The organism is Serratia sp. H1w, assembly GCF_000633355.1.
Taxonomy (GTDB): domain Bacteria; phylum Pseudomonadota; class Gammaproteobacteria; order Enterobacterales; family Enterobacteriaceae; genus Chania.
Window position 1 is genome coordinate 25,702 of the sequence record NZ_AYMQ01000065.1, and the last position, 21,281, is coordinate 46,982.

Genomic DNA, 21,281 nt, shown 5'->3' on the forward strand with positions numbered 1-21,281 from the left:
TTTACGGCTTTAAGATGATATTCAGTAAAAGGTAAATTAATCTAATTGATTACCAAGGGAAAATTTTTCTGCATAGCCTGAAAATAGAGTGAGAATAATACCTTTAACCGATTGTTGAGGCTATTACCGTGGGTATTCAATATCCTAATTTTAGCTGGGCATTGCCTTTAAGTGATTATTTTCTTGCAATAAATGGGCTTAATTTGGAATTTCTTTCGCAAAGTTATCACGTGATTTGATCAACGCATTGAATCGGACGTTTTATGAGCTAAGAATGAGCAGCGGAACTCACCGCTGCAATGGCGGCGAGATTTTTAAGGACGGAAACCATGATGCAGACCTACTTGACGTTGCGAGCGCTGGCGAGGGGGATTAACCCAGAAACAGGGGAGTTTTTGAATCACACCTCGCTGGTACATTCCCCAGAGGTGATCCGAATGCTGTTTGCCTTGGCAGATGAGTTTTATGCCGAGCCAGAACGCATGAAAAAGGCGAAGCTATCGCCCGAAGAGCGGCGGCAGAAAAATATTGCCGAGGGCAGACCCGCCAACTTCAACTTCCCTTGGTCGGAAGAAGATAGGAAGCTGCTGGAGGAAGGCTACAGCAGTGGGAAAACGATAGAGGCGTTAAGCGTAGAGTTTGGACGTTCTCTACGCGGTATTGCGGTGCAGCTTGAAAAAATGGAGCTGATCACCGAAGAGCAGGCCGCCGCCTATAGCTGAAAGGCGAAGCCTCTCTTCTGAAGACATCAATCAACCGGCGAGGTGGGTAGGTGGACGATGTCCTGATTATCGTTACCCATCCAATAAACGCCTCCTTTTGTCCAGAATGGGCCTTCAATAAAGTCGAGCAGGTCGGAATACTCTTCGTATAGCCGCTTGCCGTTTCGGTCATAAACCCGCAGGTAGCCGGAGTAATGCCCGCCATCGCCCGGCATGGCCATACGCGGAATAAAGTCGAAGGTTTTGTAATAGCGCACCACATACTGCTGGTTGGGGCTCCACTCTTCGTAGCGCAGTGTCCCTTGTTTCCACCACTGGTAACAGCCAGCAATGATTATCACCAGTATCGCCAACAGCACCCAGCGCTTACGTTCGCGCACCAGCGTTTCTTGGCTTTTTATTTTTGGCATTAGCACGTATTCCTGAAGGTTGTTGATGTTCATTTTGCCGCTGTCTGATAGCAAACCGTACTTGCCTACCTTGCCGGGTCGACTATTGTAGTGGTAATGATGAACCGGAGAAACGGAACTTGCGATACAGGGGTATAAAGTGAGCAAGGTTGAAGCAATAAAAGAGGTATTTGGGGAGTTCATGGGGGCCACATTGGTTGGTTACTCAACCTCCGAGATCTTTTTTGAGCAGTGGGAACCCTGGAATGATTTACCTATCAGGCTGGCATTTGATAACGGGCAGATAATTGCCGTTGTCTGGTCCAGGTTCGATGATCTGTGGCTTTCAAATGATCTATCTTTACCCTTCGATATCGGTGACAGCAAGGTTCGTTGGGTTGAAAACGCATTTGAAGAGGTTAACAGGTTGATCGGCGGGGCTATCTTATCGGTTTCTCTTGGACAAAGTTGCTTGGAGCTGGAAGATCGAAAAATCAGCTTGGACACGCGCCTCATAATTGAAACCGATCAAGGCGTGATGGATATCTTCAATGCCCTTGATGAAAATGGATATGCTTATCTCCCCGCTCGCCCCCAAAATCTAACGGAGTGCGTACCGTAACGGTACCGCAACTTTTACTTGAGTTTGATAAGCTATTTTTTTTCCAGTCGTTTAGCTGCCGATTCGAGTTGCTTGATGCTTTTTTCCGGTGCAGGGAGATTTTCTGGCATGGTTCCACCCAGTTCTTGAATGGTTTGCCGTACTTTCCTGCCTACATCGAAATGTGTCTGATTTGCCTGTTGCTTTGATTTCACTTGGTCTCGGCGCAGCTTTTCCTCTGCCTGGGTTGCTCGGAACAGGTTGGCAGCAAGCTCAGTAGAACCCATATGGTCGAGTATTTTCTGGCTCTTTTTAAGTCTCTTACGCTGGTGGATTGCTTTTTGATCCAGTCCACCGTAAAGGCCTTGATAGCCGTGATTTTGAAATATGGCGAAATCCAGTGTTGTTTCCACCCCAGCCTGATGTGCGGTTTCAACCAGTTGTTTATTATGTTCTTTTAATTCATTGCGCAGGAAAAGACGTTTTTCATCTTCACGCAGGTGCTTGAATGTTTCATCATCGGCAAGTTCTTGCCTGCGGGTTTGAATGGCGAAGTAGGTTTGACCGGCAGCGATAACGGGTTTGCTTGGATCACCATTTTGTACAACTAAGTAGCAGGCATACCGGGACAGTTTAACATCATCTAATTCCCGCTGAGCCCCAGAACCTAGATTGACCTTTTTGGTGACGTCAACGAAATGGTCTGACACCTCTTGGCTGCTGGTTTCGCAGGCTTGTGCTGCTTTGGACAAAACATTTAGAAAGTTTCTCCAATCCTTATAATCCAATAAAGGAGCTAAATCTCTGGCTGACCAATACTCGTTACCATCATTACTATGAAGGCGAATATCTTCGAAAGGCTGGTGGTGTTTGTTCATCTCAAATCTCCATGATGCTGAAATGATGAGGCGATGAGTTCACGATATTTCTAATAAGCAGGGAAGCAAGGATAGGAGCGATATGACTTTGCGCTTGAAGTGGTCGTTCAGACGAACTTGTCTTTGGGCTAGCCTCGCGGACACTCCTTCTACGTGCGTAAAAAGTGTGCACTTTCTTGATTTGTAATGCTAGCTTTTAGTAACAAAAAAGCCCGCGGTTATGCGGGCCTTCTGGTTTTTTGCAGCTTCTTGATAGTTCCTGAATTGGATCTATTCATTGAGTATTGGCATCTAAGCCTTTCTGTAACTGGGTTTTTTATAATGCGTTTTTTGAGTGTGTACACCCATGTGTACACGGTAAAATGGAGTGCTCTGCTATTCTGCCTGTTTTTTATCCTCTCGCTGTCACCGTTGCCGTCCAGGGTAAAACCTACTTACCGGCCACCACCTCACACGCTGTTATCTGGTAGCCATTGCGATAACCAGCCGCACCTGTCACAGTTAGCCGCTCTCCCCGCTGGTGGATCATCAATTTTAGCGCCAGCAGATTAAACCAATTATTTGCAGGTTATCCGCCAGCCATCAATGTGTAATGCCGCTATCCCGTAAGATTTGGTTGTACCTTCCGAGATAATGTAAACCGGTTCTCTCTAACGTCGAGGCTATGTTATGGCCGGTAAAAGAAAGAATCCCGCTGACCACTGGATGCCGCCACGTGTGTATCGTGGCCGCTCCGTCTATGAGTTCCGACATAACAACGGGCGTACGATAAAGCTATGCCCTTTTGATGCTGCTCAGTCCACCGTATGGCTGGAGTATGAGAAGTACATCGAACAGCAGAAAAACGAGGAAACGTTCAAAACCCTGGCCACTCGGTTTCTTACCTCCGCCGAGTTTACTGATTTGGCTTTTGAAACCCAGAAGGATTACCAGAAGTACGCCAACAAGTTAATGCCGGTCTTTGGCGACGTCACCCCAGATAAGATTAAACCTGAGCACGTGCGCCGGTACATGGACAAGCGTGGATTGAAAAGCAGGACGCAGGCGAACCGTGAAAAAACGTTCATGTCGAGGGTGTTTGGATGGGGGTACGAGCGCGGGTATGTGAAGGGAAACCCATGCAAGGGGGTTAGACAGTATAAGGAAAAAGCGCGCGAACGCTATATCTCAGATGCTGAGTACGCCGCCGTTTATGCTGCTGCTGACGATATAGTACGGGCAGTAATGGAGCTGGCTTATCTATGTTGCGCCAGGCAAAGCGATGTACTCGCATTAACCCGCAACCAGCTTTTAGATCCCGGGATCTTTATCTGCCAGAGCAAGACCGGAGCCAGGCAGATTAAAGCCTGGTCGGATAGATTACGCGCCGCCGTGAAACTAGCCGACGCAGTACCCGTTGCGAACGGTATCGCCAGCGTCTATGTGATCCATCAGCAGAACGGCAACCGATATACACGTGATGGCTTTAACTCAAAGTGGCGTAAAGCACGATTGGCCGCGAGCGCTGCTCATCCTGAGTTAGATTTTGGGTTCACATTCCACGATCTCAAAGCCAAAGGCATATCAGATTTAGAAGGTTTATTGACAGATAAGCAGGCAATATCTGGACATAAAAACTCTCGCCAAACGGCAGCTTACGACAGAAAAGTGAAGATTGTTCCAGTGGTAGGTAATCAAAATACTACAAACACAAAATTGCTGGAGATGGCCAATCAGATGGATAGGCGTCTTCAAAGCAAGCAGAGAATAGGCATTGATGACAACACGGTGAATTATCTGATATCAGTATTATTGCGTGATGTCTCAACCGCGGTCACCGCTATTTTACTTAATGACCATGAAGCTGCTTGCCACATAAGGACGGCCCTTGACTCTCTAAACGCAATACTTCACTACGTTACTAACGATTAGCCTTATCAACGCCGACCTGATTATTTTTTACTGTCTGAGCGTATAACGGACTTCGCTTGGGCAAGGCGTGACTTTGCCCGCGCCAGTTCCAGCCGCGCCAGATTGAGCGCCGATTTGGTTTTACGTAGCTCAAGGCAGGATATGCGCCGGGTATGCTGCCACATGATGCCGTCCAACAACACAAGTTCGCGCCATGCCTCAGTGTAAGGGTGCGGCTCAATGCGTAACAATTCCCCCGCACGCTCGGCAATGATCAGGTTACTGGTTCGGAGAGATGTCACCGGGGAGAAGTTCTCAGCACCGGCCAAAGTAAAGAATGCCTGCCTACTCCGTTCGCCATGCTTCACGGCGTTCGTGTTGCCCAATGGAGCTCCCGCACCTGCACGCTTTCCACCCCAGTCCGATCTTGATTGTTGGTTCGATTTTTTCATTTTGCGTACCCTACCAGCGGCTTTGTCTAATTTTACCCTGGATGGCGTGAATACCCGCGCTTTCCGACCGTCCATTTTGGTCGGATTTTAAAATACTTGCGCTTTCTTGCGGTTCGTCCGTCCGTTTCTTATCATCCGAATCATGGTCGACATCAGAGCTGGCGCGGTTTCGACCGTCCGACCGATTTTCATTTCCGACCGTTTTTTCCGTCCGACTATTTTGGTCGGATTTCTTGGTCGGTTTTTAAATACCCGCGCTTTCCATCGGTTCGCTTTCCACTGAATCCGTAGTTGCGGGTTCGTTCTGACCAGGCGTAGCGGGCTTCTTGCTGGATTTTTTGAGGTTTCCACCTGGTTTCCAGTGGAAACTTTTGTGGAGTGGAAACTTAAGCGGCAACTCAATCCGTCTTTGGTTAATTTGAATATCGGCGGTGCTTCGCCATTTTTATCAATGAAATCAGCAGGCTCAAAATTGAGCCGGTGGAACGCTTCGGGCGGTGGTACGCAATCCGCGTCTTTCGGGTTTCGTATCTGGCGGCGTGTCGTTTGGCCTTGATGCGCACTTTTCGCCATAGCCAGCAGTGAAGGGGCCTAGCTTGGTACGCACTCCATTTTTTGCGTACCGTCTTTGCGTACCTGCGTACCGTTATTGCGTACCGCTCAACCTCCCATCGAGGGGGGTAAAAACCACAACAGACAAAGCAACCGGCAATCACCCGCCCGCAAAGCCGCATTCCACCGTTTGAAAGGGCTTTTTTTCCCTGATATTTCGCTATATATAAGCGTAAACATGTCGGTTCAGTCGGTTCAGTTAGTTTAATTTGTAAAGATGGTTGTTTTTAAATAAGTTTTTTTCAAAAACTGAACCGACAACACCCCATTTTGAACCAACAAACGGGGTTTTCGTGTTGGTTCAGTGCCGATCACCCTGCAGCGCGCATCACGGCGATCACCTTAACATTTCTATACATCCGCCTTACCGTGCGTGTTCTTGCTGTGGGTCGCTGGTGGAGCTTATGGGGCATTAAAGCCGTGGCCCACTGATAGGCCGGTGTGCGCTGCCGGTGGGGTGGCGTTCCTTGGTGGCCAGTGGTACTTACTGCTACGCTGGTGCGAATCTCTAACAGGCCTTTGCCGCCCAGGATGAAACCTTGCTGGCGTGTGGCGCTGACTAAGCACTATCGTTGACACTTCAAGGATGCCATCTGGAGTGCCCTCTAGTCCGGTTTTGCCATATACTTAACCCTATTTCATATTGGTGCTTGCTCAAATGACATCTACACAACTACAAATCATCTCGACTGTAATTGGATTTTTGGGAACGCTCATTATGTTCTTCAACGGCTACAACCTTAAGCCGTATGAGGGGGCAGTTTTTGGCAGTGATGCTGTTAACGAGGCAAACAAGAAAATTACCCGAGATAACAAACGCATTATGTTGATGCAAAAAATCGGGATGGGTTTGCTAACGTTGAGCTTCCTATGTCAGGCCGTTTCATATCTTCTCAACTAACGTGTCTCTTTGCTTGCGCATTACAAAGCGCCTGGATAGACGCTCTATGATGGGCAACAAAAAACCGCCCTGAGGCGGCTTGGACTAGTCGAAGTATTTATCTAGTTGCTTATTCAATGCTCTGTTGAATAGCTCCTTTGATACTGTTACTAATGTCCCTATGCTGGCGTCTTTAAAACCACTTTTGAGAGTTGCCCACACTTCTTGATTTCGAATCGCCTCTAAAAAATCATGCCCTGCAGCTGTTAACCGCAAGGGTACTGCGTCGAAAAAACCTTCATCCTCACCGTCATCCGTTGATACGCCATAGTAACCTATTCCAGGCTCACCATCAGACCTTCCAATAAGGCCACGATCCTCAAGTAATCTTACATGAAAGATAAATTCTTTACTCTGATGATCATAACCAACATCCAGTAGTTTATTTATATCTGTTTGAGGCTCCTCGGACGCTTCAAAGGCTTCCAACAATCCCTTCAAGTAGTCTTGCTCTATTTTCATGGTTTCCCTCCAAAATAAATCAGGGATTAATTTAACATTATTGATAACACACTGTGAATGCCACCTGTAATGCAAAAAACCGCCCAAAGGCGGTTAATTTAGATGAAAGGCAGGCCAAGCTAATCGCGAATTTATGGCATTTTCGGGTATCCCGACCGTCACCATGGACAGCATGGGGCCAAAAACGCCAAAGTCACCTGAGCCCCTTGGCTTTTCATGTATTGACCACACCCCGTTATAGGTATGGCGGGAGACAACTCCAACGTCCCAGACGCGGGTATTAAAGCCTCAAGATGGTCACCCACCTCGGTAATTCTCCCTGCTCACTATCCTTTCGATTTCTGTTACCCCTGGCTCAGGAACCCCGACATAACGATCAGCGGTTGCTTAAGGGGAAGTCCAAAAACTTGGCCAAAAAGACCTCCTTGAACTTTCCGTGGGTTAACAGTGAGATAATATCTAAAAAAGCGACAATCGCAAGTGGTGTTATCTAGTGATGAGATCCACGCCATTGATTAAGAATTTCCACCTGCCCCGAGCAAATTTTCAAGGCGGCTTGAAGTGCCAGCGTGTAGCTGACTGCGTCCCCCCCATGTCGTTCCGTTCAGAACGGGTTGCTCGCAGCGGGTGAAGTCAGATTCAGGGGGCAGCAGGACCAGCGGCTGCGGAACCGGATTTTGTGTCCGGTTGCAGGAGCTCAACAACAGCACCAGGCATATCGCGCTTGGCGCAATCATCATCTTTAATCGCATCGCGGAGTTTCCTTCCGTTGGCACTGGCCTGCTGGCGCAACTGCTGTTCCCGCTCCAGTTGTCCCGCCATTAGTACGCAGTTGCTGGCGTGCTGCACTGATTAATACCTGTTGGCGATATAACGTGGTGCTGATCGGCATCACATTGACCACCGCAGGAACCGTGCTGGTTATCTGTATTTCCCCGTTAAACGCTCGACAACAGGTATGAACGCTTTCCAATACTTTTCCTCCAGCCTGAATAGCTGCGATCGCTTACGCTCGAACGTTTCCCACCTCATGCCCTTGGGTTTATCGAACTGAAACGGCGTCTTAGCCAGGTTCATTATGCCCGCCGTATCATGCGCCCAGATGGCAACACGCTTCGCTCTTATCAATCGCCGCATTCTGGCTAACATGTCCTCGCTTTGGCTGGCGTAGTGAAGCCCCCAGCACTTACGGCAGGCTATACCTTTGCTCCCGATATAGAGTTTTGCGCACTGCTGGTAACAGTGAGGGCATAGATACCAGTACCGGACACCATAACCGGCCAGGGTGGTGGTTAGCGATAGCGTGAGTGAATGCCCGTTAATCGTGGCCTTGTAAGCTCCAGCCTTTCGGGCGATCCACAGGGTCCCGCTGTCTGTCGCGGCATGAATGGCACTCCCATCCGGTGCATCCGCCAACCTCCGCCGCATATTGCCCAGGAACGTTAAGCCAATGCATGGGAGTTCGGTTGTATATCGCCTCGTTTTATCTCTCATTTGCGCAAATTCCTGATTTTTGAATACGAAATAATATGGCTCTTTTTGCGAATTCTGCGCAATTCGGAGTTTGCGAATACAGGTTTATAATGGTGCAGGCATCAGGCGTGGCGGGCTTCTCGCTCGTTTTACGAATTCCTAATTCGCAGTTTTTTTCCCGAATGCGCAATTCGCAGTTTTTACCGAATGCGCAATTCGCGATTTGCGCACGCCTGCCAGCAAAACATGGCAAAAGAAAAACCCGCGCTGGTGGCGGGCTTCCTGTGGGTTTTGTTTCATTCAGGTGCTTATTGCGGCCCCCCTGTGCTGCCGCTGCCTGTTTCTACACCGCCATGCTTGTGCGTCTGCAGGCTGATACCGCCAGCAGTGACATCGTTGGTTACGTTCACCGGCCCCAGCATCGTCGCCGTTCCGCCGCCATCACCCATCCCTTGCGACAGATTGCCGTTGATCGTCACGTTGCCGTTGAGCACGATTTCAGGGGAGTTAATTTCGGTACCGCCTAGGGCGCTCGCCGTCAGTTTGCCGGTGGTGGTTACGTTCACCGCGTGGCTACCCGGGTCCAGTTCGATGAATGCCGCCCCATCGTCGGTACGCAACTGCGCGGCGCTGGTGCTGATACCGCTGATTTTCTGCGCCTGAGACTGTGGGCCAGGAATGACAAAAGCATCCGACAAATCTTGCATGCGATTATCCACCCGTTCCTGAGAGCCGCCATTTTGCCACCAGAAATCTATACAGCGGTCCGCGAACACAACAAGGCACTCATCACCCACCTTAACCGGGAACGTCAGTGTAACGCCGCCCCCACGCGGGAAAATGACAGGTACGTCCACCAGCAGCGGCAGTTCTGGCGCTACTTCGCCCGTTGCGTTACCCCGGCCTGAATAATTAGCCTTTAAGCTGAGAGAGACAACGCACGTTACTGTCTCTGGATCGAATGATTGGATTATGCCCGGTGCCGCGCTTCGCGCCTTCGAAACAGCAGTGTTAATACCCAGCTCAAAGACTTCCTGATCGTCTATAGGTCTTATGTCAGTCATTGCATCGCCCTCAGTCCGGTATTTTCTTGCAATCAAAAGAACCAATAAGACGCGGGGCGTCCATGTCACGCCGTATAAGCTCAACGTTAAGCCATCGTTTTTTGCTTCCGTCCGGGTGAACATATTCAAAACCATACATATGGCCGTCACTGGCTGGCATCAGGGTCATATCCATTTTCATACCGCCATTTCCTAGCGCCGCAATTTTTTGTGATGTCACGAACTCGCCATTAATTTTAGACATTGAGTTTTCGATTATTTCCAAGCGAAAACCTCCACAATTGTAACGATGCGCGGTGATTGATTGGCCATAGCTCGCCATGGAAGCAAAAATACCGAGTAGAAAAATAACCTTTTTCATTATGAATCCTGTCTTTGAAGAAACGAACTCGATGGCATATCAGTCGCCCCACGGGCCTCACAAGCCATTTCCATATACCATTCCGTTCCGCGCGTATCCCCCTTGTAAGTGATGTAACGCACGATATAGACGCCATCAGTGGCCACGCTGGCCGGTTGCGCTTGTGGAGGCGCATCAACCCAATTTCCATCGGCATCCCGTACCTTCCCTATTGGCGTAAGGTTGCCGTCTATCTCTTTCTCATTGAATACGCCGCTGTAGATATCCTGATTTTGCAGGCTGGCTCGATATACAGACGCCTGATCGAGCTGAATCAGGCCATTCAGCTTAATGTTCGGGTTGATAAGGCATTGCACGTTCACCCCTGCACCGATGGTCTGTTGTGGCATACCGATAAGGCCCGTGCGTGAGTTAAGAACAAACACCTCATGCGCCACCATGTCTTTAGTGCGCATGTCGATACGACCATAAGCAAACTGCCACTTGGCACCACACTGATCGGCCAGGTTATCAAAATACTCCTGCACTTTCCCATAGAACGACTTACCCCGAGGAAATACCGTTGTTGGGAAATCTGGCACGCTACCACCAACAATGCCATATGGTTCAAGTGCGCGGATCAGCAAATTATAAACATCTTTCAACGTGTAGCCTTTTGCCAGAGTCGCGCTGATAAAGGCTTTTTCAAATGCCTCCATTCCATCGCAGGCTTGGATAAATACCCAACTATCGATGCTGTTGTCCTTTCCTGAAACCGTGAATCGAATATCACCACTATAAATCAGGCCGAAATTCATGCCGTTAATCTGGCCTACCTCATGGTCTGAGATTTCCCGCACTTTGCCAACTTCGCTTTCTGGCACGTCCGGGGCAAGGCCGTCATACCCCGCTATAATTTTAATCTTCGAAAACTTACGCGCCAGCAGGAGGTTTTGCGTGTCCGGCGACAGGTTATAAACTCTTACATTGGCGGTGCTCGGCCATTTGTTATCGTTCCATGCGATATCAAACGTAGCCTTTAGCCCACTCAGCACGATCCCTTTCCCGTCATTGTCGGAAAGAACAAGCTCAAAGTGACGCATCCAATTTTGACTCATTTTTACACCTCAACAAAATATAAGTGGCTGCTGATCCCGAGGTTGTTTTTCGTCGGGTATTCTTCTGCGGCGACATCACTGGCGATAACCAGCATTCCATTGATGCCAAGATGCTTAAACTGGCCGAGCAGATCCCGCCCCGGTACCAGTGGTAACCCATAGGCCATAGCGCCGCCATTTTCGTCAGTTAAATCCAGAATCCAGCCAGCCCCATCGCGCCACAGAATGCGCATGTTGACGACTGTTTCCCCTAAGCTGATCCTGAATTGCTGGTTAACGGGTGCTAACGGTATTTCGCTAATATTCATTGAGCGCCTCCGTTGAAGTGATCAAGCAGTCCCTGAATGCCGCCTTTAATCTTCTGCAAGAGACTGTCGTTTTTAACCGGTACGAGGGTTTTGGTACCGGTGTTCTGCACTGGCGCAGTACTGACGCCCATCAGCATATCTGCCTTGTCAGCTGCGCTGATCTTCTTCGTTTCGGAGATAATGACCTCACGCAGCGTCAGAGCGCACATCAGTACGTTTTCACTGGTTTTGTCGGTGGTCACTTCTATCGCTCTGATCAGCATGTTTTTGTAGGTGCGCTTGCCGGTGATCACGTCAAAGGGAACACAACTCTCCTGCAGGGTAAGCAGCTCCTTGTAAACGTCTGCGGGACTGGTGCCGAGTGAAAGCCCGGTATCGACATTGAATATCTTGGTCGTGTCGATCCCATCAATCAGTGAGCCGCCACCGGCAAAACCCAGCTCCATTGTGACCTCTGCCGGCCGTTTGAATGCGTGGTCACTTACTGGTGCGCCAATTTCCACCGGATGTTCGGTAATCTCCAGGGTATCGGAGTGTCTTTCCGAGATAACCACGCTGGGGACTTTCGCACCGATACGGCGGCGCTGTTGGGAAAACAAAACTGAAAGCATATCCACTATTGAATCCTCTTGTTGATTACTTATTACGTCAGGTACTACCACCAGCCAGGGGAAAATCCCTTTGTTGGTTCAAAACGCCCATTTGTTGGTTCAGTGTTGGTTCAAAAGCGGCACTTCTAAAAAATAATTACCTTTAAAAACAACCATCTTTACAAATTGAACCAACTGAACTAACTGAACCAACATGTTTTTCTCGCATGTAGAGAAAATTAATCCTCCGCCTGGTCGTTCTCGGGCAGGTGGTGGATCACGTAAACGTTGATTTGACGTCCCTCGATGCGCGGTGATTTCCGTTGAAATCCTCGCTTGCTGGCTGGCTGTGTCAGCATCCCGGCCTCTACCAGTGCCTTGGCGAAATGCTTCGGGTTGAACCCTCGCGCTATCTCATTTTCGAACGCAGCCGGGAACGTGTAGAACACCATGGCGTCACAATCATGCTTGCCCCTATCGCGGTACCCGGCTAAATCACGAATAGGCAGGCTCTGCGGGTCATAGGGCAGCGGGGCGAACCGGCTTAGTCCGTAGGCATTCAGGAAAGCCTCGGTAGCCTCAATAGCCTGTTGGTGTTCTTTGTTGCCGGTACCGAACTCTTTGATCCAGGCGTTGAAGTTGTGCTGTATTGCGTCCCGGCATTCCTGCTCATCCCAGCCAGTGACAGACCGCCCGAACAACAGAGCCGCTTCCAGTACCGCAAACCGTGCAGCAACACGGTGGACCTGTTCGCCGTAGTCTGCCGGTATCAGCGAACGCCAGCGGCTTTCTGCCTCTCTGACGGCGGCAATGGCCTGTTGCTGGTGGTCGGCAAGGTACTTGATCCAGAAACGCCCAGCGGCCCCGTGGTGACTTTGGTAGGCGTCTTTCAATGCGTCAGCGTGGGCTTTGCCGTTCGCTGTTTCGTGGTGTTGCTGCGATTTCTCCAGCGGGATATTCAGCAGGCGCACCAACTGGCCCGCCTTCACCTTGCGGCCTGTTGAGGCGATAAAGGTTTCAATGTCCATTTCCCCGGTACTGAGGGCCACGGTTCGCCAGCGCTTCAAATCACGGTTGCCGCCTTCTTTGGCCCCCTGCAGCTTTCCGACGCCGTTAAACAGGGTGTAGGCCGATTTCGCCACGCTATCTGGATCAGCGCCTTGGCCCACTTCATCAAGCGGCATCAGGCCGTCATTGTGCGCGGCGGCTTCGTTGGCAATACCCAGCGCGGTACCGAACCACGTCAGGCGCAAGGCGTCCGGTTCGCCGTATAGACTGCTGGCGATATTGGCGGTGGTGGTCTTACCGGCGCTGGATTGCTCGTAGAAGTGAATGCCGAACCCGTCAGCACCAGCCAGCCCAATGAGTGGCGCAGCCAGTGCCGCACCGATACCGGCCATCATGGAAGGGTTGCCACGGGCAAGGCGTGCCACCGAGTCACGCCAGCTCTCTGGTGTTCCCTTGACGGTGTACCCTGCAGCGGCCGCACTGCGACCATTGAACAGCACCGGCCTTGCAGGCGTACCGATGATTTCCCCGTCCGGCATGATGTATGCGCCGCATTGCCAGCCTGTAGCCTGTGCCACGCGCCAGATTTCACGGATGCCGCTATTTTGCATCCAATCGGCCAGGGTAGCCCTGAGTGCGGTTTTCGTGGTCACGTTCACGCCGCCTGCTTTCAGCGTGCGCCAGCCCTCACGCTCACCTATGTCGGCCAGCGGGATAGCGGCGGTTGTCGGTATTTTTTCCCCGGCAGGGTGCCAGCGGATAATCAGGTATTGGTCTTTGTCGTCCCTGCCGGTACCAATCACCTCAAGGGGGGAACATAGCCAGCTTTCATAGTTGATCACCTCACCACTGTCTCTATCCACCTTTGGCGTTATCCAGAAAACGCCATCTTTTCGGCTGACAGGGTGAGCCTTGAGCGGGTCGCGCTGGCTACCGGCGTGTTTTTCTTCTCCCGCGGCTTTGGGTTGATAGAGCGAATCTTTAAATGCCAGCGCTGCGGCCTCTGTGCCGTTCTGCTGGCGGTAGTCATCCCAGTCGGCTTTATGCTCTGTCGGTGGCAAAGACACCCAGCCAGAAACGGCCTGCGCGGTTTTCTCCGCCGCAATCTTGCCGGTGTTCACCTTGGGTTTGCCGTGTTCGTCCAGCTCCCCCGGCGCATGCCAGTCGTTATCTGCCGCAATGATAATCTGTGCATCGGGATACCTGCGGCGCAGGGTTGCGGCCACGGTAGGCAGGTTACCGGCATCTATGGCAACCACGGCCAACGCATCAGGGCGCATCAGGTGAGCAGTGAGGGCGGTTGCCAGACCTTCGGCAATGATGACCACTGACGATTGCTCGATCGCCACCGGTAGGGCATGAAATGCGCCACGCTTGACCCCGTCCGTCACTTGCCGCTTTTCACCGGTTGGCGTAATAGTTTGCGCCGCCGTCACTGCGCCACTTTCGTCGGTCAATTCCAACAGTAACCGGCCATCAGGCAGAATGGGGAAGGTGAAGCCAGTGAGCCCTTTGGCCGCAAGATAGGCCGATCTCCCCATCGCTGCGCTGTTGCATAATGCTGTATAGCGACGATTGAACCGCTGGCGCTTCTGCTCCAGTTCGGTGGCCTCTGCCTGCTTGCGCTCCAGTTCCCCGCGCTGCCGCTCCGCCTTTTGGTTGGTGGTATTCTGCAAGTTTTCCCCCACCGGGAAAGAAATCCCCACAGGGTTGGCCACCAGCTCGGCGGCAGCCATGACAGTAATGCCATGAGCCCGAGCAATCAGATCGAGGCCATCACCGTGGCTTGGTTCGTCGCACTGGCGGCAATGCCATTCACCGCCACCGTGGTCATCAATAAAGTGAAAGCGATCGGTACCGCCACAAATTGGGCAGGCACCATGCTTGCCACGCCCCGGCACGGTGACACCGCAAGAAGGCAGCAACGTTGACCAACTGCCATCAGCGGCACGCTTTACCTCACGAATAAAATCCAGACGGTTGATCACGGGTGCTGTCTCCTTTCGCGAATAACCTTTTTCAACTTTTCTATTTTTTCGGATACGGGCGTTTTACTGCACCATTCCGTAATCGTTTCGCCCCTTACCCATTTAAATTCACGCTGGAACCGCTCAGGCGTGCAGATACAGGGATTTTGATAGCCGTCGCGTAAATAGGTCACGCGGTTGTAGCCGTAATCCGTAACAGTGATTTGAACGCCTCGGCTATCGCGGTAAATATCCCCTGGGCGGATTTCAGGGTGAGCGGAGCCCCCGGATGTTGATCCGGTATTTATTGTTTTCATGATTTTATTCCCCGCTGTTCGGTTCGATTATGGGTTCTACTCGCCAACCGGCACGGCGTGCCAATTCGATAAAGCCTTCCAGATTTAACAGGTGATAGCTTTCATGTACGCGCAAATCGGAAATAAGGCGTCCCTGCTCCATATGCAGCATGACTCTGCCGGAGAACTCAGGGGATACATGCAAACTTACATCGCATAGAGGGATCTGGTTACGCATGGCGTACCTCCCGTACTGGCAGACGGCCAGCGAACAGCAGGACAAAGCGGCCAGCCAGAAAAGAACGGGCTTCGCGCTCGGTAGCGGCTGTTACCTGTTCGCGGTGAGGCCGGTCCTGTGGATTGGCACGAACTACGGCTAAAAACAGGAAGGTGAAGCGCTGCGGCGCTGTGGTATGATTTTGCATAGCTACCTCGTTAACTGCTTTAACGTTGGTGGTAAGAGGCCCGGTTAGTGTCCCCACACTGCCGGGCTTCGCTATTCTGTGGTCTTGCTGTGTTCTACCTGTGGATAACATGTGTTTCACTTTAATTTTATCTGAAACACAGGTCAAGCCTTTTCTGTATTTCATTTTTATGTATACTGAAACACACTCAAGTAACGGAGTTTTGTTAATGGCCGCAAACAAAAACGCAAAATCACAGCTTTTTACCGTCAGAGTTCCCCATGAAGTGGTGTCTGATATGGAAACGTTAAAACGTGACGGAGAATCCACAGCAGGGTTTATTGTCGCAGCCATGCAAGGAGAGGTAATTCGACGCCAGACAGACGGCGCGACAGAAAACCCCCTTCTTTCGTCGCTCGATGCGCTGGAACAAGTCGAAGCGATTGGCGTTGCTGCCAGCGAGGAAATAAACCGACTGGTCAGCGTGGCGCGTGAAGAACTACAACGCCGAAAAGCAAAGCCGGAAACGCCAGAAAGTTGAGTTTTGTTCAGGTGATACCAAAGGGCGGGGGCGCAATCCTCGCCTTTTTTTATTGGGGCCGATCCACCAGCTGCACGGCAACGGATGCCATCCAGGGGAAATACTTTTTTCTGACTGGAAAATTGGCTATGCATGGTCGGCCCCTAGGCGTTCGGCAACTCGTTGCGCCATCCATTGACGGATCTCTGCAGCATCAAAAACAGTTACACGCTCTGAGAGTTTGGTTGGTTGTGGGAAACCTGGTTGTTTCACTTTGCGCCATACGGTGGCTTCACTGATAGCGAGAAAAGCAGCAACGCTCTTGATTCTGGCGTTTCCGCTTAGTGGGAATTGTTGCTGGGGTACTTGATGCTTGGTCATGATTTCTTATGCTCCGACTTGATAGGTCATGAAACTTTCAAATCGGATTAAATGCTGAAAATATACTTGTTAGTAGATGGCATAACCGGTTATACGGGGGGAATAGCCGGTTATGCCCCCTACCTAAGAGAACACAAGAGAGAAACCGGTGTAAGTTTTAGGCTTAGGCGGCTGGATTTTCTGTTTTTTTATCCACGCATCAAGACTGTCAATGCTTACCCGTCCGTTAAAGTGTTTTTGAAGGTTTTCACACATCGCTTTTTTGCTAGCCCCGGGATATTTTTCCCAAGTTAAAGTAGCTATGCGCAGCGCCTCCGCGTAGTGGGGATTTCTTGGCTTTGATGATATTTTTGATTGCTTGTAATTTGTAATTACGGAGTTTCCATAATAAATAAACTTTAGTTGACCAAGCAGCATTTGCTCATTAAAGAAAGTGGTTTTCAGTATGGATCTAGCGATATCATCAAATCCTAAAAAGTGCATAATGCAAGATGATAATACTAGCTCTCTTGATTCTTTTAGTTTGAAATGCAGGTCATCTTCCGTGACATTTTTATGTTGTTCTTTATTATAGATATTATTTGATTCTAGGCCATCAACCCCAGACTCTGACATGAATTTAATTGCGCTATTAATCCTATCTAGTGGGATTTCTGAGCGAGTATAAAATTTCTTAGATGGATTCCATTGTCTAAAATCCATAATTGAAAATTGGCTCACCAAAAAACCTAGATCGCCATCCTCATCTTCCACGATTAAGAAAATAGAATTTTTAGACAACTCTTCTGCAGCATCAATAATCCTATGATTAACAGAGTTTACATAATCTACGGCTGGGTGTTGTTTACTCACCATTACCTCCAGATATCACTTTTCTAAAGGGTGTAACGTTGTATTCCTCACCACGCTCCAAGGCCACCAGCAACGCCGCCCACTGCGCCAGTGCTGCTTTACGCTCGTCAAAGTATTGATGCCGGTTGTAGATGCCCTCTACGCCCCTTATGCGGTGATTCAGGCAGCGTTCAGCAACAACCGGATCAATCCCTAAAGCTGCAAGGTGCGTGCGTGCCGTGCGCCGGAAGTCGTGAATGGTGTAGTTCGGCACATCCGGCATTTCTGCGCGTACCTTTGCCAGAGCCACGGGTAGGGTGCTTTCCTGTATGTGGGGGATCATTCTATTTTGCATTTTTCTGGCTGGTAGTAACCATGCGCTATTACATGAGAACGTGTGAAGCTCTCTCAGCCATTCAACCGCTGGTGGCGGTAATGGGATGTCGATAGCATCGCCGTTCTTGCTGCGTTCCTCTGGTAGGTGCCAGATGGCCCCGTCTAAGTCGAATTCCTCCCACCGTGCGGCGCATAGCTCCATCTTGCGCACACACAAGGCCAGTAATAGCTTGAACGTGAGTTCGTTTTGTCTGCTGAACCCCTTGGCGGTTCGCATAGCCTGGAATACCCGTATCAGTTCGTCACGGGTTAGCCACCTATCCCGTGCTGTCTCTTTCCCGCCAGCGTCGGAAACCTCAAAGGCTGAGCAGGGGTTAATCTCCAGTGCATGGCGCTTGATGCCGTAATCGAATATGCGGCGCGTCCATCTTAAAACGTCGGTTGCTATGGTCGGTGCTCCACGATCAACGATAGCTTTTAGCATGTCGTCAATGTGGCGCGGTTTAACGTCCTCCACCTTCATGCTACCAATGTGCGGGTTAATATCCTTGTCGATGCGGCGGCGCAAAATGTCGGGGTGTTTCCAGCGTGGGAGGATCTGGCGCTCAAAGTATTCGGCGACCAGCGCTGATACTCGCAGCGCATGTTTCTCATGCTCCATCTTCTCCAGCGCTTCGGCTTTGCGTTCCTGTTTCTCCCCGGACACGTCATAACCCAATGCTACGCGGGCAGAAAGTTCTTTGACTGTATCTCTGGCTTTGGATAGAGACAACTCAGCGTAGGAGCCAATCAGCATTACGCGTGATTTCCCGGCCAGCTTGTATCTGAATCGCCATGACGGGCTTTTGTCGGCCTCCCTGAAACGCAGGTAAAGCCCTCCGCCGTCTGCGCGGCCCTCAAACCGTTCTCCGGCCTTTATCCATGCCCGGATCTGCATGTCGGTAAGCTTTGGCATTGTGAAGCCCTAAGTATTGAATGTAGGGGTGTACCCAAACAGCCTTATCTCAATCGCAATGGGTACACCTTTGGGTACACGGTAATGATGCGCTTTCTTGATTCCTTATGCTAGCTCCTGACAACAAAAAAGCCCGCTGTTATGCGGGCCTTCTGGTTTTTTGCAGCGTCTTGATTCTTCCTGAATACTTACTCGATATTCTGGATCTGCTCGCGCATCTGCTCAATCAGCACCTTCAGCTCAATCGCTGAGGTGGTCACTTCGGCATTGATTGACTTGGACGCCAGCGTATTCGATTCGCGGTTGAATTCCTGCATCATAAAGTCGAGGCGACGGCCAACGGCTTCTTTCTTCTTCAGGATGTTGTGCGTCTCTTTGACGTGGGCTTCCAGGCGATCCAACTCTTCGGCAACATCGATACGTTGCGCCATCAGCACCAGCTCCTGCTCCAGGCGCGTGTTTTCCAACTGCACCTGTGCTTCTTCCAGCTTGCTGACCAGCCGCTCGCGCTGCCATTGAAGAATATTAGGCATTTGGGCGCGTACTTTGACCACTTCGGCGCTCACGCCGTCGAGGCGTTGCTCGATCAGAGCTTTCAGTGCGGTGCCTTCGCTTTCGCGTGCGACGATGAAATCATCCAGCGCGCCTTCCAGCGCCAGCATCAGCTCGTTGCTGATGACATCCAGATCCTGTTCCTGAGCGGACATCACGCCCGGCCAGCGCAGGACATCGATCGGATCGATTTCACCTTCGTCACTCTGCATTTTGACCCAGTTGGCGGCTTCAACCAGCTGTTTGGCCAGTTTTTCGTTCAGGATCATCGAGCTTTGCGCGCTTGGGTCGAGCTCAAAGCGCAGGTTGCACTCCACTTTGCCGCGCGTCAGGCGCCCACGGATACGCTCGCGGATCACCGGTTCAAGGCTGCGGAACTGCTCAGGCAGGCGGATGTAGGTTTCTAAGTAGCGTTGGTTAACGGAACGCAGCTCCCAAGCTGCGCTGCCCCATTCACCCTTGATTTCACGCCGGGCGTAGGCGGTCATGCTGCGGATCATTGTGCGTACCCGTAAATAGGAAAAGATGGAACGATTATAGCGTTGCACCTGCGGGCAGGATAGGCATAACGTCACGAAGCCCGTATAATGCGCAGCCAAACGTTAATAAGAAGCCGGAGAGAGCCCATGCGTCCTGCAGGCAGAGCACCACAACAAGTTCGCCCCCTGACACTGACCCGTCACTACACGAAACACGCTGAAGGTTCAGTGCTGGTTGAGTTTGGCGATACCAAAGTTTTGTGCACCGCCACGGTAGAAGAGGGCGTGCCGCGCTTCTTGAAAGGCCAGGGACAAGGGTGGATCACCGCAGAATACGGCATGTTACCGCGTTCTACCCACAGCCGTAATGCCCGCGAAGCGGCCAAAGGCAAGCAGGGTGGTCGTACTCTGGAGATCCAGCGTCTGATCGCTCGTTCACTGCGTGCCGCAGTGGATCTGAAAAAGCTCGGCGAGTTCACCATCACCCTGGACTGCGATGTGCTGCAAGCCGACGGTGGTACCCGCACCGCTTCTATCTCCGGTGCCTGCGTGGCGCTGGCCGATGCGCTGAATGCGCTGGTAGCCGCGGGTAAACTGAAAGCCAACCCGATGAAAGGTTTGGTGGCAGCGGTATCGGTGGGTATCGTTGGCGGTGAAGCGCTGTGCGATCTGGAATATGTGGAAGATTCCGCAGCAGAAACCGATATGAACGTAGTGATGATGGAAGATGGCCGCATGATCGAGGTGCAGGGCACCGCCGAGGGTGAGCCGTTCAGCCATGATGAGCTATTGGCGCTATTGGCGCTGGCCCGAGGGGGCATCGAAACCATCTTCCAGGCGCAGAAAACGGCGCTGGCAGACTGATTTTTAAAGGCGACTAAGCAGTCGCCTTTTTTATGCCCGGCCATCGGGCGGCAATAGAACCGGTACTACCGACCAAACTAGGAGAAGCAGTAATGAAAGCCTACCAGCGCCAGTTTATCGAGTTTGCGCTCAGCAAGCAGGTATTGAAATTCGGCGAGTTCACCCTGAAATCCGGCCGTACCAGCCCCTATTTCTTCAATGCCGGCCTGTTTAATACCGGGCGTGATCTGGCGCTGTTAGGGCGTTTTTATGCCGAAGCGCTGGTGGATTCCGGTATTGAGTTCGATCTGCTGTTTGGCCCTGCCTACAAAGGTATCCCGATCGCGACCACCACCGCAGTAGCGTTGGCGGAACATCACAATCGCGACGTGCCTTATTGCTTTAACCGTAAAGAAGCCAAGGAGCATGGCGAAGGCGGCACGCTGGTAGGTAGCCCGCTGCAAGGTCGTGTGATGCTGGTGGATGACGTGATCACCGCAGGGACGGCCATCCGTGAATCGATGGAAATTATCAGCGCCCATAACGCCAGCTTGGCCGGGGTGCTGATTTCTCTCGATCGTCAGGAGCGTGGCCGTGCCGAAGTTTCCGCCATCCAGGAGGTTGAGCGCGATTATCACTGTAAAGTGATCTCGATTATTACGCTCAAGGAATTGATTGCTTACCTGGAAGAGCAGCCGGAAATGGCCGAAAGCCTGGTAGCCGTGCGGGCGTATCGCGAGCAGTACGGGGTTTAAGTAATAACGCCGGGTTTAGCCCGGTTATACCCGTCGTCTTTCAAGCTGCAGCGTTGTTACCTGCACTTACTCACCCCAGTCACTTACCCAAAAGTAAGCTCCTGGGGATGAGTAA

Annotated in this window: 24 protein-coding genes and 1 pseudogene; 6 read left to right on the forward strand and 19 right to left on the reverse strand. The window is 51.1% G+C overall.

Annotated elements, in window-relative coordinates; translation table 11 throughout:
• Window positions 1-332: 332 nt before the first annotated feature.
• A complete protein-coding gene (locus U869_RS0116230) occupies window positions 333-722 on the forward strand; it encodes a hypothetical protein (RefSeq protein WP_025121304.1) in 390 nt (129 codons plus the stop codon).
• Window positions 723-748: 26 nt separating this feature from the next.
• Here U869_RS0116230 and U869_RS0116235 read toward each other — a convergent pair whose 3' ends face one another.
• Window positions 749-1,132 (reverse strand): hypothetical protein, encoded by a 384-nt coding sequence (locus tag U869_RS0116235; RefSeq protein ID WP_025121305.1) that lies wholly within the window; start codon window positions 1,130-1,132, stop codon window positions 749-751.
• 139 nt (window positions 1,133-1,271) lie between these two features.
• Between U869_RS0116235 and U869_RS0116240 the strand changes: the two genes are divergently transcribed.
• Window positions 1,272-1,733 (forward strand): hypothetical protein, encoded by a 462-nt coding sequence (locus U869_RS0116240; RefSeq protein WP_025121306.1) that lies wholly within the window; start codon window positions 1,272-1,274, stop codon window positions 1,731-1,733.
• Window positions 1,734-1,765: 32 nt separating this feature from the next.
• On the opposite strand, the gene dinD is transcribed toward U869_RS0116240, so the two are convergent.
• Window positions 1,766-2,590 carry a DNA damage-inducible protein D gene (gene dinD, locus U869_RS0116245; protein WP_025121307.1) on the reverse strand — a complete coding sequence of 275 codons (825 nt, stop codon included), beginning with the start codon at window positions 2,588-2,590 and terminating at the stop codon, window positions 1,766-1,768.
• Window positions 2,591-3,259: 669 nt separating this feature from the next.
• Between dinD and U869_RS0116250 the strand changes: the two are divergent.
• A pseudogene (locus U869_RS0116250) lies at window positions 3,260-4,267 on the forward strand (tyrosine-type recombinase/integrase); the annotation flags it as partial.
• 254 nt (window positions 4,268-4,521) lie between these two features.
• On the opposite strand, the gene U869_RS0116255 reads toward U869_RS0116250, so the two are convergent.
• The 13 genes from U869_RS0116255 to U869_RS32220 form a co-directional block, all read right to left on the reverse strand.
• Window positions 4,522-4,866, reverse strand: coding sequence for a hypothetical protein (locus U869_RS0116255; protein WP_232785368.1), 345 nt, complete (start codon window positions 4,864-4,866; stop codon window positions 4,522-4,524).
• A gap of 153 nt (window positions 4,867-5,019) precedes the next feature.
• On the reverse strand, window positions 5,020-5,505 hold the full coding sequence (locus tag U869_RS0116260; protein WP_025121310.1) for a hypothetical protein: 486 nt from the start codon (window positions 5,503-5,505) through the stop codon (window positions 5,020-5,022).
• Window positions 5,506-6,529: 1,024 nt separating this feature from the next.
• Window positions 6,530-6,946 (reverse strand): DUF2513 domain-containing protein, encoded by a 417-nt coding sequence (locus tag U869_RS0116270; protein WP_025121312.1) that lies wholly within the window; start codon window positions 6,944-6,946, stop codon window positions 6,530-6,532.
• A 639-nt stretch (window positions 6,947-7,585) separates the two neighbouring features.
• Window positions 7,586-7,795 (reverse strand): DUF2570 domain-containing protein, encoded by a 210-nt coding sequence (locus U869_RS30835; protein ID WP_071998247.1) that lies wholly within the window; start codon window positions 7,793-7,795, stop codon window positions 7,586-7,588.
• A gap of 932 nt (window positions 7,796-8,727) precedes the next feature.
• Window positions 8,728-9,483 carry a phage baseplate assembly protein V gene (locus tag U869_RS0116285; RefSeq protein WP_025121314.1) on the reverse strand — a complete coding sequence of 252 codons (756 nt, stop codon included), beginning with the start codon at window positions 9,481-9,483 and terminating at the stop codon, window positions 8,728-8,730.
• Window positions 9,484-9,493: 10 nt separating this feature from the next.
• Window positions 9,494-9,844: a hypothetical protein gene (locus U869_RS0116290; protein ID WP_025121315.1), complete on the reverse strand. Its 351-nt coding sequence runs from the start codon at window positions 9,842-9,844 to the stop codon at window positions 9,494-9,496.
• A complete protein-coding gene (locus tag U869_RS0116295) occupies window positions 9,844-10,941 on the reverse strand; it encodes a hypothetical protein (RefSeq protein ID WP_025121316.1) in 1,098 nt (365 codons plus the stop codon). Before U869_RS0116295 ends, U869_RS0116290 begins: the two co-directional genes overlap by 1 nt.
• Window positions 10,942-10,943: 2 nt before the next feature.
• Complete coding sequence (locus tag U869_RS0116300) at window positions 10,944-11,249, reverse strand: hypothetical protein (RefSeq protein WP_025121317.1); 306 nt, start codon at window positions 11,247-11,249, stop codon at window positions 10,944-10,946.
• Entirely contained in the window at window positions 11,246-11,866 is a 621-nt protein-coding gene (locus U869_RS0116305) for a phage baseplate protein (RefSeq protein ID WP_025121318.1), read from the reverse strand. Before U869_RS0116305 ends, U869_RS0116300 begins: the two co-directional genes overlap by 4 nt.
• Window positions 11,867-12,078: 212 nt before the next feature.
• Window positions 12,079-14,832, reverse strand: a complete 2,754-nt coding sequence (locus tag U869_RS0116310; RefSeq protein ID WP_029987670.1) for a TOPRIM and DUF927 domain-containing protein — start codon at window positions 14,830-14,832, stop codon at window positions 12,079-12,081.
• Window positions 14,832-15,131 (reverse strand): DUF4222 domain-containing protein, encoded by a 300-nt coding sequence (locus U869_RS30840; protein WP_071998248.1) that lies wholly within the window; start codon window positions 15,129-15,131, stop codon window positions 14,832-14,834. Before U869_RS30840 ends, U869_RS0116310 begins: the two co-directional genes overlap by 1 nt.
• 4 nt (window positions 15,132-15,135) lie before the next feature.
• Window positions 15,136-15,348 carry a hypothetical protein gene (locus U869_RS0116315; RefSeq protein WP_025121320.1) on the reverse strand — a complete coding sequence of 71 codons (213 nt, stop codon included), beginning with the start codon at window positions 15,346-15,348 and terminating at the stop codon, window positions 15,136-15,138.
• Window positions 15,341-15,535 carry a host cell division inhibitor Icd-like protein gene (locus tag U869_RS32220; RefSeq protein WP_025121321.1) on the reverse strand — a complete coding sequence of 65 codons (195 nt, stop codon included), beginning with the start codon at window positions 15,533-15,535 and terminating at the stop codon, window positions 15,341-15,343. Before U869_RS32220 ends, U869_RS0116315 begins: the two co-directional genes overlap by 8 nt.
• 208 nt (window positions 15,536-15,743) lie before the next feature.
• Here U869_RS32220 and U869_RS32225 point away from each other — a divergent pair, with 208 nt between their 5' ends.
• On the forward strand, window positions 15,744-16,055 hold the full coding sequence (locus U869_RS32225; RefSeq protein ID WP_025121322.1) for a YlcI/YnfO family protein: 312 nt from the start codon (window positions 15,744-15,746) through the stop codon (window positions 16,053-16,055).
• Window positions 16,056-16,181: 126 nt separating this feature from the next.
• On the opposite strand, the gene U869_RS0116330 is transcribed toward U869_RS32225, so the two are convergent.
• From U869_RS0116330 to U869_RS0116345, 4 genes are all read right to left on the reverse strand, one after another.
• The gene (locus tag U869_RS0116330) at window positions 16,182-16,415 is read right to left on the reverse strand and encodes an AlpA family transcriptional regulator (protein ID WP_025121323.1); all 234 of its coding nucleotides are present in this window, start codon (window positions 16,413-16,415) and stop codon (window positions 16,182-16,184) included.
• A 123-nt stretch (window positions 16,416-16,538) separates the two neighbouring features.
• Window positions 16,539-17,270 carry a hypothetical protein gene (locus tag U869_RS0116335; protein ID WP_025121324.1) on the reverse strand — a complete coding sequence of 244 codons (732 nt, stop codon included), beginning with the start codon at window positions 17,268-17,270 and terminating at the stop codon, window positions 16,539-16,541.
• Window positions 17,260-18,537 (reverse strand): site-specific integrase, encoded by a 1,278-nt coding sequence (locus U869_RS0116340; RefSeq protein ID WP_025121325.1) that lies wholly within the window; start codon window positions 18,535-18,537, stop codon window positions 17,260-17,262. The genes U869_RS0116335 and U869_RS0116340 overlap by 11 nt, the downstream gene beginning before the upstream one ends.
• 188 nt (window positions 18,538-18,725) lie before the next feature.
• Window positions 18,726-19,589 carry a YicC/YloC family endoribonuclease gene (locus tag U869_RS0116345; RefSeq protein WP_025121326.1) on the reverse strand — a complete coding sequence of 288 codons (864 nt, stop codon included), beginning with the start codon at window positions 19,587-19,589 and terminating at the stop codon, window positions 18,726-18,728.
• Window positions 19,590-19,715: 126 nt separating this feature from the next.
• On the opposite strand from U869_RS0116345, the gene rph reads away from it, so the two are divergent.
• Together rph and pyrE are read left to right on the forward strand one after the other, a co-directional pair.
• Entirely contained in the window at window positions 19,716-20,432 is a 717-nt protein-coding gene (gene rph, locus U869_RS0116350; protein WP_025121327.1) for a ribonuclease PH, read from the forward strand.
• A gap of 92 nt (window positions 20,433-20,524) precedes the next feature.
• Window positions 20,525-21,166 carry an orotate phosphoribosyltransferase gene (pyrE, locus tag U869_RS0116355; RefSeq protein ID WP_025121328.1) on the forward strand — a complete coding sequence of 214 codons (642 nt, stop codon included), beginning with the start codon at window positions 20,525-20,527 and terminating at the stop codon, window positions 21,164-21,166.
• Window positions 21,167-21,281 lie beyond the last annotated feature (115 nt).